This window comes from Xinfangfangia pollutisoli (assembly GCF_020179405.1).
Taxonomy (GTDB): Bacteria; Pseudomonadota; Alphaproteobacteria; order Rhodobacterales; family Rhodobacteraceae; genus Pseudogemmobacter; species Pseudogemmobacter pollutisoli.
The window spans coordinates 1-10,182 of record NZ_JAICBZ010000112.1; the positions used below are offsets into that span (position 1 = coordinate 1).

General features: G+C 69.2%; 11 protein-coding genes and 1 tRNA gene. 8 read left to right on the top strand and 4 right to left on the bottom strand.

Features of this window, described 5'->3' with window-relative positions:
- Positions 1 to 1,911, bottom strand: a 1,911-nt coding sequence (locus K1Y73_RS20010; RefSeq protein ID WP_225030068.1) for a DEAD/DEAH box helicase, incomplete at its 3' end; no start/stop codon positions are given.
- A gap of 536 nt (positions 1,912 to 2,447) precedes the next feature.
- On the opposite strand from K1Y73_RS20010, the gene K1Y73_RS20015 reads away from it, so the two are divergent.
- A complete protein-coding gene (locus tag K1Y73_RS20015) occupies positions 2,448 to 2,642 on the top strand; it encodes a hypothetical protein (protein ID WP_225030069.1) in 195 nt (64 codons plus the stop codon).
- Positions 2,643 to 2,669: 27 nt separating this feature from the next.
- Here the strand turns inward: K1Y73_RS20015 and K1Y73_RS20020 are convergent, their stop codons facing one another.
- Positions 2,670 to 3,881: a polyhydroxyalkanoate depolymerase gene (locus K1Y73_RS20020; RefSeq protein WP_225030070.1), complete on the bottom strand. Its 1,212-nt coding sequence runs from the start codon at positions 3,879 to 3,881 to the stop codon at positions 2,670 to 2,672.
- Between the two features lie 114 nt (positions 3,882 to 3,995).
- On the opposite strand from K1Y73_RS20020, the gene K1Y73_RS20025 reads away from it, so the two are divergent.
- Positions 3,996 to 4,640, top strand: a complete 645-nt coding sequence (locus K1Y73_RS20025) for a glutathione S-transferase family protein (protein ID WP_225030071.1) — start codon at positions 3,996 to 3,998, stop codon at positions 4,638 to 4,640.
- A 27-nt stretch (positions 4,641 to 4,667) separates the two neighbouring features.
- Positions 4,668 to 5,972 (top strand): DNA polymerase IV, encoded by a 1,305-nt coding sequence (locus K1Y73_RS20030; RefSeq protein ID WP_225030072.1) that lies wholly within the window; start codon positions 4,668 to 4,670, stop codon positions 5,970 to 5,972.
- A 15-nt stretch (positions 5,973 to 5,987) separates the two neighbouring features.
- On the opposite strand, the gene K1Y73_RS20035 is transcribed toward K1Y73_RS20030, so the two are convergent.
- Both K1Y73_RS20035 and K1Y73_RS20040 read right to left on the bottom strand, forming a co-directional pair.
- Positions 5,988 to 6,833: an alpha/beta fold hydrolase gene (locus K1Y73_RS20035; RefSeq protein WP_225030073.1), complete on the bottom strand. Its 846-nt coding sequence runs from the start codon at positions 6,831 to 6,833 to the stop codon at positions 5,988 to 5,990.
- A 78-nt stretch (positions 6,834 to 6,911) separates the two neighbouring features.
- Complete coding sequence (locus K1Y73_RS20040) at positions 6,912 to 7,775, bottom strand: N-formylglutamate amidohydrolase (RefSeq protein ID WP_225030078.1); 864 nt, start codon at positions 7,773 to 7,775, stop codon at positions 6,912 to 6,914.
- 214 nt (positions 7,776 to 7,989) lie between these two features.
- Between K1Y73_RS20040 and K1Y73_RS20045 the strand changes: the two genes are divergently transcribed.
- The 5 genes from K1Y73_RS20045 to K1Y73_RS20065 all read left to right on the top strand — a co-directional run bounded on the left by K1Y73_RS20045 (position 7,990) and on the right by K1Y73_RS20065 (position 9,980).
- Positions 7,990 to 8,064, top strand: a tRNA-Val gene (locus K1Y73_RS20045).
- Positions 8,065 to 8,144: 80 nt separating this feature from the next.
- A complete protein-coding gene (gene ykgO / locus K1Y73_RS20050) occupies positions 8,145 to 8,270 on the top strand; it encodes a type B 50S ribosomal protein L36 (RefSeq protein ID WP_100196728.1) in 126 nt (41 codons plus the stop codon).
- 76 nt (positions 8,271 to 8,346) lie between these two features.
- Positions 8,347 to 8,970, top strand: a complete 624-nt coding sequence (locus tag K1Y73_RS20055; protein ID WP_225030074.1) for an FMN-binding negative transcriptional regulator — start codon at positions 8,347 to 8,349, stop codon at positions 8,968 to 8,970.
- 63 nt (positions 8,971 to 9,033) lie between these two features.
- Complete coding sequence (locus K1Y73_RS20060) at positions 9,034 to 9,378, top strand: hypothetical protein (protein ID WP_225030075.1); 345 nt, start codon at positions 9,034 to 9,036, stop codon at positions 9,376 to 9,378.
- The gene (locus tag K1Y73_RS20065; RefSeq protein ID WP_225030077.1) at positions 9,375 to 9,980 is read left to right on the top strand and encodes a glutathione S-transferase; all 606 of its coding nucleotides are present in this window, start codon (positions 9,375 to 9,377) and stop codon (positions 9,978 to 9,980) included. Before K1Y73_RS20060 ends, K1Y73_RS20065 begins: the two co-directional genes overlap by 4 nt.
- Positions 9,981 to 10,182: the final 202 nt, after the last annotated feature.

Here is a 10,182-nt window from a genome sequence, read left to right on the forward strand (position 1 = left end):
GGGCTTGCGCGGCGCATCGCCTTCGCCCCGCTCGGCCCAGGGCTTGCGCGGCGCGTCGTCGCGCGGAGCATAGGGTTTGCGCGGGGCATCTTCGCGCGGCGCATAGGGCTTGCGCGCCTCACGCTCGGCCGGGCGGGCATAGGGCTTGCGCGCCGGGCGATCTTCGGCGGCTTCCGCCGCGTGGGGCGTCTCGGCGGCGGTGCCGTCTTCCTCGACAAAGCGCGAGGGTTTCGGGCGGTAGGCGGGCTTTTCGGTCTTGCGTTCGGGCGCGCGTTCGGGACGGCGGCCTTCCGGCGCGGCGCCCAGGCGCGGCACGAAGCGGCCCAGATCCGGCTCGCCCTCGACCCGTTCCATCACCAGGCCCGGTTCGATTTCCAGGCTGGCGCCATAGCGGTCGACCAGCGGTTCGGCGATCTGCACATAGGTTTCGTCCTGCTGGACGCGGATCGCGCCGATCCCGTCCTTGGCGATGCCGCCCGCGTCACAGATCTTCGGCAGCAGCCAGCGTGCCTCGGCCCGGCCGGTATGGCCGACCGACAGGCGGAACCAGACCGCGGGGCCGAAGCTGCCGCGTTCGCGCGCCGGCAGCGGGGCGGCCTGGGTCGGCGCATCCGACAGTTCCTCGGGGGCCGAGCGGCCCTCGCGCCACAGCCGCACGAAGGCCGAGGCCACCGCATCGGGGCCCCAGCGTTCCAGAAGCGCGCCGGCCATGCCGGCTTCCTCGCCCGGGGCTTCGGCCAGGGCGGGGTGGTCCAGCAGCCGCTCGTCTTCGCGGGCCTGCACCTCGTCGGCGCCCGGGGCCTTGCCCCACTCGGCAGTGACCTTGGCGCCCTGCAGGATGCGGCCGGCCTTGCGGAATTCGGCCGGCGGCACGATCAGCACCGACGTGCCCTTGCGCCCGGCCCGGCCGGTGCGGCCCGAGCGGTGCAGCAGGGTTTCGGGATTGGTCGGCAGATCGGCATGGATCACCAGTTCCAGCCCCGGCAGGTCGATGCCGCGGGCCGCCACGTCGGTGGCGATGCAGACGCGGGCCCGGCCGTCGCGCAGCGCCTGCAGCGCATGCATCCGTTCGGTCTGCGACAGCTCGCCCGACAGTGCCACGGCCTGGAAGCCGCGATTGATCATCCGGGCGAACAGATGGTTCACATTGGCGCGGGTCTTGGCGAAGACGATGGCAGTCTGCGCCTCGTAGAAGCGCAGGACGTTGAAGATCGCGTGTTCCTTGTCGCGGGCCTGCACGTTCAGGGCGCGATAGGCGATGTCGGCGTGCTGCCGCGCCTCGCCCTGCACGACCAGCCGCAGCGCATCGCGCTGGAAGGTGCCGGCCAGCTTTTCAATCTCTTTCGGCACGGTGGCCGAGAACATCAGCGTGCGGCGGGTTTCGGGCGCCGCGCCCAGGATGAATTCCAGATCCTCGGCAAAGCCCAGATCCAGCATCTCGTCCGCCTCGTCCAGCACCACGGCGCGGGCTTCCGACAGATCCAGCGAGCCACGCTCGATATGGTCGCGCAGCCGGCCCGGCGTGCCCACGACGACATGGGCGCCGCGGTCCAGCGCCCGGCGTTCGGTGCGATAATCCATGCCGCCCACGCAAGAGGCCAGCTGCACCCCGGCCGGGCCGTAAAGCCATTCGAATTCGCGTCCGACCTGCTGGGCCAGTTCGCGCGTCGGCGCCACGACCAGAGCGAGCGGCTTGTCGGCCGGCATCAGCCGGTCCACCCCGCCCAGCACTTCGGGCGCGATGGCCAGCCCGAAGGCCACCGTCTTGCCCGAGCCGGTCTGGGCCGAGACCAGAAGGTCGCGCCCCGCCGCTTCTTCGGTGATCACCGCATGTTGCACCGGGGTCAGGCTGTCATAGCCCTTTTCCGCCAAAGCCGCTTGCAGCGGCCCGGCCAATGCCAGATCGTTCATCTTTGAATCCTGTCCGGGGGCCATCCGCCCCCTGTATGAAGCCACATTGCGGCCTCATCGCCCCCGCCGCACCTCTCCCACAGGGCGCGGCACCGGGAATCCTCAGGCCATCCGCCGGGGCCTACACGGTTTTGCCCGGCCTGTACAGGGGCTGCGGCGGCCCATTGGCGGGGCGGGGCCGGGGCGGGGCCGGGGCAGGGACGGGGCAGGACCGGGGCAGGGGGCCGCGCAGCGGGGCGGTTTGCGGAACTTGGTGATTGACCCAGAGGGCGGAATGGCCCATGCCCAAAGGATCCGCCGGGATCTTCCGCGCGGGGCGATGTGCCCGCCATGGGCACCGACCGAGATCTGCCAGCCAAGACCCGCCAGCCGAGAACGGCCAGACCGGCGCCTGCAGGCGCCTGGCCGCCGCGGATGCCGGCAGCCTTCCGACACAGTCTTCCTGCAGCTGGCGCCCAAAGCCGCACCGTGCCCCCTTCCGGGGATCGGGGCCCGGCCCGCCACCTGCCATTCTATAGCCTGGAAAGGGCCCTCCCATGGGATACAACACCTCGAAGCCGCCGTTCAATCTGGCCGAGTTCCTCAGCGAAAAGGCGACGCGCCGCCCCACCAAGCGCCGCTTTGCCGCCAATGGCCAGCTGGGATCGCAGACAAGCTATGCCGCCCCCGCCGAGGAAGAGGCGCTGGAATCGCATGAACTGCCCAGCCCGCGCGTGCCGCCCAAGCCCTGAGCCGGGCGCGGCCGGGCTGGCGGCGGGTCATTCCATCGCCAGAATCATGTTGCGGACCACGGGATAGATCTCTTTCTCCCATTTCCGGCCGTTGAACACGCCGTAATGGCCGACATTGGCCTGCAGATGGTGCCGTTTCAGATGCGGCCGCAGCGATGAACACAGGTCATGCGCCGCCGCGGTCTGGCCCAGCCCGCAAATGTCGTCGCGCCCGCCTTCCACCGTCAGCAGCGCTGTGCGGCGGATGGCCGAGGGGTCGACCCGGCGGCCGCGATAGGTGAATTCGCCCGTCGCCAGCTGGGCCTGCTGGAAGACCCGCTCGATCGTCTCGATGTAGAATTCCGCCGTCAGATCCAGCACGGCGAAGTATTCGTCATAGAACTGCCGGATCTTCTGCGCCTCGGCCCCCTCGCCCGCCGCCAGATGCTCGTAAAGCCGCCGGTGCTGCGCGACATGGCGGTCCATGTTCATCATCAGGAAGGCGGTCAGCTGCAGAAAGCCCGGATAGACCCGGCGGCCGCTGCCGGCATGGCGCAGGGGCACGGCCGAGATCACATTGCGCTTGAACCAGTCCAGGGGCTTGTCCCGGGCCAGATCGTTCACCGCGGTCGGGCTTTCGCGCACATCCACCGGGCCTGCCATCAGCGTCATCGACAGGGGCGTCGCGGGGTTGCGGTCTTCCGACATCACCGCCACCGCGGCCAGGGTCTGCACGCAGGGCTGGCACACCGCCAGAACATGCGCGCCCGGTCCGATCTGTTCCAGAAAGCGGATCAGATAGGCCATGTAATCCTCGACCCCGAAATCGCCTTCGGATCGTGGCACGTCGCGGGCATTCTTCCAGTCGGTGATATAGACGTCGTGATCGCGCAGCAGCGTGCGCACCGTGCCGGCCAGAAGCGTGGCGAAATGGCCCGACAGGGGCGCCACGACCAGAACCCGCGGCTGCACCGTGTCGATGTCGCGGCGGAAATGCAAAAGCCGGCCGAAGGGCAGATCCAGCGCCACCTCTTCAAAGACCGGCACGTCGCGGTTCTCGACCCGGATCTGGCCGATGCCGAAGGGCGGCCGTTCATGCGTCAGCTGAAAGCGCGAGACCAGTTCCATCAGCGCGGCCTGGCGGGCCAGCAGCGGCGCAAAGCCCCCCGCGCCGCGCGGCAGATAGGACAGGCCCAGGATCGCGGCGGCGCGCAAAGGGGCGAAAAAATCATCAGTGCCTTGATAAGCAGCATAAAGCACGGGGGGTATGCCTCCATCTTTGGGAAAAAGGCTAGCCAGTCCCCGGGGCCCATGCGACCACAGACTGAGACGGGGGCGACGGAAGCAGGGGGCGCAGGGGAAATGCCGCAGGCAGTGCTTACGATTTCATCGAAAAACTACTCGTCCTGGTCGCTGCGCGGCTGGCTTCTGTGCAAGATCGCCGGGATCGACTTTGCCGAGTCGAAGGTGGACCCCGACGATGCCGACAACCGGCAGGAGCTGCTGCTGCTGTCGCCCACGGTGCGGGTGCCGCGGCTGAGCCATGGCAAGGTGGCGGTCTGGGACACGCTGGCCATGGCGGAATACCTGCACGAGACCCATCCCGAAGCCGGGCTTTACCCCGCCGATCCGGTGGCGCGGGCGCAATGCCGGGCGATCTCGGGCGAGATGCATTCGGGCTTTGCCAATCTGCGCTCGGCCTTGCCGATGAACCTGAAGGCGCATCACGACCGCTTCAAGGTCTTCTCGGGCGCGAAGCCGGATATCGAGCGGGTGAAGCAGATCTGGACCGAATGCCTGTCGGCCTATGGCGGGCCCTTCCTGTTCGGCGCGGCGCCCACGGTGGCCGATGCTTTCTATGCGCCGGTCTGCACCCGCTTTGCCACCTATTCGGTGGCGCTGCCGGCCGAATTGCAGGCCTATGTCGACCATATCCGCGCCTGGCCCCTGATGGCCGAATGGACCGAGGGCGCGCGGACCGAACCGGAAGAGATTGCCGAGCTGGACGTGGAATTCTGACCGGCGCGGCGCTAGGATGGGCGCATCATGCCCGCCCCCCCGAGCCAAGCCCCGTCCCAAGCCCCGGGCCAAGCCCTGTGCCGAGACTGTCTGACCCGTTTTGCCGGCGGCCCGACTGGTCTGCGGCGCTGCCCGGCCTGCCGCTCGCCGCGGGTGCTGGCGCATGCGGAACTGGACGGGCTGTCGATCGCGCATATGGATTGCGACGCCTTCTATGCCAGCGTCGAAAAGCGCGACAATCCCGATCTGCGCGACCAGCCGGTGATCGTCGGCGGCGGCACGCGGGGCGTGGTGTCGACCTGCTGCTACCTGGCGCGGATCAAGGGCGTGCGCTCGGCCATGCCGATGTTCCAGGCGCTGAAACTGTGCCCCGAGGCGGTGGTGGTGAAGCCGCGCATGGCCGCCTATGTCGAGGCAAGCCGCGCCATTCGGGCGATGATGGAGGGGCTGACGCCCGCGATCGAACCCCTGAGCCTGGACGAGGCCTTTCTGGACCTGACCGGAACCGAGCGTCTGCATGGCGCGCCCCCGGCCGTGGTGCTGGCGCGGCTGGTCAAGCGGATGGAGGAGGAGCTGGGCCTGTCGGGCAGCATCGGCCTGTCGCATAACAAGTTCCTGGCCAAGATCGCCTCGGATCTGGACAAGCCGCGCGGCTTTTCGGTGATCGGCCGGGCCGAGACCCAGGCCTTCCTGGCGCCAAAGCCAGTGCGGATCATCTGGGGTGTGGGCACGGCCACGCAGGCCGCGCTGGAGGCGGCGGGGATCAGGACCATCGCCGATCTCTTGCGCTGGCCGCGCGAGGATCTGCTGGCGCGCTTTGGCCAGATGGGCGAAAGGCTGTGGCATCTGGCGCGGGGCGAGGACCGCCGGCGGGTGATGCGCGACGAGATGCCGAAGTCGATCTCCAAGGAGACGACGTTTTTCGAGGATACATCGGATGCCGATCTGCTGGACGGCCATCTGTGGCGTCTGGCCGAACAGGTTTCGGACCGGGCCAAGGCCAAGGATCTGGCCGGGCGCACGGTGGCGTTGAAGCTGAAACGCGGCGATTTCCAGCAGATCACCCGCCGCCAGGCGCTGCCGGGCCCCACACAGCTGGCCGACCGGATCTATCGCGCCGCCCGGGCGATGCTGGACCAGGCCGGGGCGCGGGGGCCATTTCGGCTGATCGGGGTCGGCATCGCCGATCTCTGCCCCGGCGACAGGGCCGACCAGACCGCCGACCTGCTGGACCCGGGCGCGAAGAAGCGCGAAGAGGCCGAACGCGCCACCGACGCGATTCGCGCCCGCTTCGGCCAGGATGCGATCATAAAGGGCCGGTCGCTGCGCTAGGATCGGCCGGTGGCATCAGCCGTCGATGAAGGCCCGTACCGCGGCGGTATAGTCTTCGGGGGCCTGCAGCATCGCGAAATGGCTGGCATCGGGCAGGATCACCAGCTTGGCGCCCGGGATCAGCGCGGCGATCTTCTGGCTGTGGGCGGGCAGGATCGCCTCGTCATGATCGCCCACGACGATGGCGGTCGGCACGGTGATCGCCGCCACCTGGGCATCGGTCCAGTTCGGCTGGCTGGCCCACATTTCCGAGATTTGCGCCACGAAGCTTTCGAACTGGTCGGGCGTCGGCGAGAGGCGGGCGTAATCGGTGGCCATCCCGCCGATATAGCTGCCGAAGACCGCATCGGTCGCCACTGCCGGATTGACCCCGTCGGTGGTGATGTTGGCGGCCTGGGCGAACAGATGGTCCAGCCGTTCGGGATGGGTCATCGCGATGTCCAGCCCGATGATCCCGCCATCCGACCAGCCCACCAGATCGACCTTGTCGATCTTCAGGTGATCCAGCAGCGCCAGATAGTCGCTGGCCATCAGGTCATAGCCGAAGGGCGCCTCGGTCCGGGTCGAGCGGCCATGGCCGCGGCTGTCGGCCACGATCACCAGATGGTCCGCCATCAGGTCGCGGACCTGATTGGCCCAGATGTCGGCATGGCCCAGCCCGCCATGGATCAGCAGGACCGGATCGCCGGCGCCATAGGTGGCATAATACATCTCGATGCCGTTCACCGCCGCCATGCCCGATTCTGCCGGCGCGGGCATGGCGGGCGGGGGCGGGATCTGCATCCAGCGGTCTTCGGCAACGGCGGGGCCTGCCAGCAGGAACAGGCCATGGCACAGGGGCAGCAGGGCAAGCGCGCGCATCGGCATCTCCGCTTTGGCGATGCGGCAGGCTCGGCCTGTGGCGGCCGGTCTGTCAAGCAGCAGATGCGCCGCCCGCGGCTATTCCGCGGCCAAGGGCAGGCTGTGGCGCAGGGCGCCGGTGATTTCGGCCACCACCCCGGCCATCAGGCTGCGGAAGGCGGCGAAATCCGGTCGGGGTTCGATCCGGGCCTCGTCCATGTACAAGGCGCGGTCGATCTCGATCTGGATCGCATGCATCCCGCGCGAGGGCCGGCCATAGGCCTGGGTGATATGTGCCCCGGCAAAGGGCGCATTGCGCACCACCCGCAGCCCGGCCGAGGTGAAGGCGGCCTCGACCCGGTCCACCAGATCGCGCCGCGCCGCCGCGCCGAAGCGGTCGCCCAGAACCACGTCGGGTCGCGGCTGGCCGGGGCGCATATGGGCGTCGATCGCCTCATGCGGCATGGAATGGCAATCCAGCAGCAGCACTTCGCCAAATTCGGCGCGGGTCTGGTCCAGCAGGCCGCGCAGCGCCTCGTGATAGGGGTGCCAGACCTGGCGGATGCGGGCCTGCGCCTCGTCCAGCGACAGTTTGCCGGAATAGATCGCCCGGCCGCCGGCCACGACGCGCGGAATGACCCCCAGCCCCGAGGACACCCGGGGATTGTGCGGCGCCCGCATCACCCCGTCGATCACGCCGGGATCCAGCTCGTCCGCGGCGCGATTCAGGTCGATATAGGCGCGCGGCATGCGGGCGGCCAGGAAGGGCGCGCCGAAATCGGGCGCCATGTCGAACAGCCGGTCGACGAAGGCATCTTCCGAAGACCGGATCATGTGGCGGTCCAGCGCCGAGCGGGCCAGGAAATGCGCCGGATAGTCTGACCCGGAATGCGGCGATGCGAAGACCGCCGCCACGCTTTGACGCAGCGGGCGCAGGATGCGATAGACAGGGACATTCGGCACGATCGGCACGCGAACCTCGGGACGGCAACCTGTGCCGCAGCAAGGCTTCGCGACGGCCTGACCATTTTAAAGCCGCAAGCGGGTGAGAATGAAAGCCCAAAACCCCTTGCGGCCCCCTGCGACTCTGAGTATAGACCCGCCCACGCCGACGCGGCTTGTCCCGCGTCCTTTTCTTTTGGGAAGGATGCCGGGGGCAGATCGTGGCGGATGAGGGGGGCGGTTAGCTCAGCGGTAGAGCACTACGTTGACATCGTAGTGGCCACTGGTTCGATCCCAGTACCGCCCACCATTCCACAGCTTTCGGGGTCCGCCCCGGGGCATGATGCAATCTGGCGCGTGATGCGCCGCGAACAGGAAAGGGGAACCACCATGAAGGTTGCGAACTCGCTCCGCTCGCTGAAGACGCGTCACCGCGATTGCCAGATCGTGCGCCGCAAGGGCCGGGTCTACGTGATCAACAAGACGCAGAAGCGCTACAAGGCCCGTCAGGGCTGATGCGCTTCCGGCAAGCCGGATTCTAGGGCCGCCCAGGGAAACCCGGGCGGCCTTTTCCTTGGTCCAGGGCCCGCCCATGCATCCGAACCCCGCCTTCCGCCAGACCCCGGCCGCCGACAGCCTGTCGCTGGCCCGAAGCCGCGGCTTCGGCCTGTTGATGGTGAATGGCGACGCGGGGCCCTTGGTCTCGCATGTGCCTTTCCTGCTGGATGCGGCGGGCGCGGTGGCCGATCTGCATCTGTCGCGCGGCAATCCGATCTGCCGCATCGCGCAGCCCGTGCCGGCGGTGATCGCCGTCTCGGGCGCCGATGCCTATATCTCGCCCGACTGGTACGGGCCGCACGAGGCGGTGCCCGATCAGGTGCCGACCTGGAACTATGTCGCCGTCCATCTGCGCGGCGTGCTGGACCCGCTGCCGCCCGAGGCGCTGTGCGCCCATGTCGACGCGCTGTCGGCCGAGCATGAGGCGCGGATCGCCGGCAAGCGGCCCTGGACCAGCGCCAAGATGACCCCGGGCGCGATCGAGCGGCTGATGCGGATGATCCTGCCGTTCCGGCTGCGGGTCGAGACGGTCGAGGGCACCTGGAAGCTGAACCAGAACAAGGCTTCGGCGCTGCGGGCGGGTGTTGTTGCCGCGCTTGAGCGCGGCGATGCCGGCGCGCGGGGGATTGCCGCTCTGATGCGGGCGCTGCCCGACTAGCACGCGGCATTTACAGGCGGCGCAGCGGGGCCTAGCATTCCCGTCACCCTGACGGAGGTCGCCATGCCCCTTCCCCTTGCGCCCCTGCTGCCCATCGCATTGCGCCTTGGCGCGGTGGCGGTGGCCGGTCTTGCCGCCGGTCGCTGGGTCGCGCGCCGCAGCCATCCCGGCCGCACCGACCAGCGCGCCGAAGATGCGCTGGATGATCTGGGCGAGGGCGTGGCCTTTCACCGCCCGGCCGACCGGGCCGAGGATCGCCAGGCCAATGCCGGGGCGCGGCTGCGCCGGGTGATCCGCTTTCGCGGCCGGATCTGGGAGCTGGATGCCGGGCTGATGGCGCGGGTCCGGCTGAAGGAACAGCGGCCCGACGGCATGGCGGAAGGCATGGCAAAAGGGGCGGCGGAATGAAGCTGTACCGCTCGGCCGCCTCGCCCTATGTGCGCAAGGTTTCCGTGGTGATCCGCGAGGCCGGGCTGACCGGGATCGATGAGATCGCGGCCATGGGCACGCCGGTCGATCCGGGCAGCATGCCGGTCGACCAGAACCCCCTGGGCAAGATCCCGGCCCTGGTCACCGATGAGGGGCTGGTCCTCTATGACAGCCGGGTGATCTGCCGCTACCTTGATTCGCGGGCGGGGGCGGGGCTTTACCCCGAGGCGCCCCGGCTGTGGGACACGCTGGTCGTCGAGGCGACGGCGGACGGGATTCTGGATGCCGCGGTGCTGATCGTCTACGAGGCGCGGACCCGGCCCGAAGATCTGCGCTTCTCGCCCTGGGTCGAGGGGCAGTGGGCCAAGATCGCCCGCGCGCTGGCGGCGCTGGAGACGCGCTGGATGGCGCATCTGCAGGGGCCGCTGGACATGGGACAGATCGCCGTCGGCTGCGCGCTGGGCTATCTGGAGTTCCGCCATGGCGCCCGCGACTGGCGCAAGGGCCATCCGCGGCTGGCCGAATGGGAGGCGGGTTTCGCGCAACGCCCCGCTATGCAGGCGACGCTGCCGCAGGGTTAGGCCAGGGTTAGACCAGGGTTACACCGGCGCTAGGTCAGCGCCGGCAGGGCCGCAAGGCCGATCAGGCAGACCAGACCGAAGGCCGCGACAATCCGGGCGGGCGACAATCCGTGCCGCCGCCGCGCGCGGGCCAGCGCGCCTGCGGCCCTTTGCACCAGCTGCCTGGCACGGTCGCGGGCCGGCCCGCGGCGACCCGCGGCTC